This is a genomic window from Myxococcus sp. CA039A (assembly GCF_013336645.1).
GTDB classification, from domain to species: Bacteria; Myxococcota; Myxococcia; order Myxococcales; family Myxococcaceae; genus Myxococcus; species Myxococcus llanfairpwllgwyngyllgogerychwyrndrobwllllantysiliogogogochensis.
This window is the reverse complement of sequence record NZ_JABUMQ010000724.1, coordinates 1-719: the sequence shown is the minus strand read 5'-3', so window position 1 is coordinate 719 and position 719 is coordinate 1. Positions and strand designations below refer to the sequence as shown.

1 pseudogene is annotated in these 719 nt (G+C 71.1%); it reads left to right on the top strand.

Annotated features, from left to right (window positions below):
• Positions 1–28: 28 nt before the first annotated feature.
• Positions 29–719 (top strand): annotated as a pseudogene (locus HR086_RS47280) (hypothetical protein); the annotation flags it as partial.

Genomic DNA, 719 nt, shown 5'->3' with positions numbered 1-719 from the left:
CGTGCCGCAGGACCCCCGAGACTTCGACATGGGCGAGGCCTCCGGCGACATGACGATGCCCATCCGGCGTCAGTCCATCCTGGACGTGGAGGCGTCGGTGTCGCTCACCACGCCCATGCGACGCATGTCGCCGCTGGACGAGGAGTCCTCGCAGTCGGTGTCGCTCACCACGCCCATGCGGCGCATGTCGTCGGTGGACGTGGAGGCGTCGCTCACCACGCCCATGCGGCGCATGTCGTCGGTGGACGTGGAGGCGTCCCAGTCCGTCTCCATCACCCCGGCGACGGTGAGCCACCGCCATGCCTCCCGGCCGCAGATGCCCGCGTCCCGGGGTGGCAAGGCCGTGGGCGACGAGGACGAGAACTTCCACACCGACTCCAGCATGTCGGCGGCGCACACGAATCCCACGGCTTCGCTCCGCGACGACGGCGAGGACGACGAGTCCACCGCCGGGTACGCCGGCTACGACTACCCCGACACGCGCGCGACCACCGGACGCACGAATCCGCGAGGGCTCCTGCTGGCCATCGTCGGCGGACTCCTGCTGCTGGCGCTGGGGGCCATGTTGCTCTGGGTGCTCTACGGCCGGCTCCGGAGCCCCGTGCCGATGTCGTCTCAGGACCTCTCCCGGAGGGCGCTGGAGGAACAGCAGGTACGGCCGTCGGCTCCGGTGCGGGCCAACTCGCCGCCTCCCGTCGTGAATGCCGCGCCCCCAACCG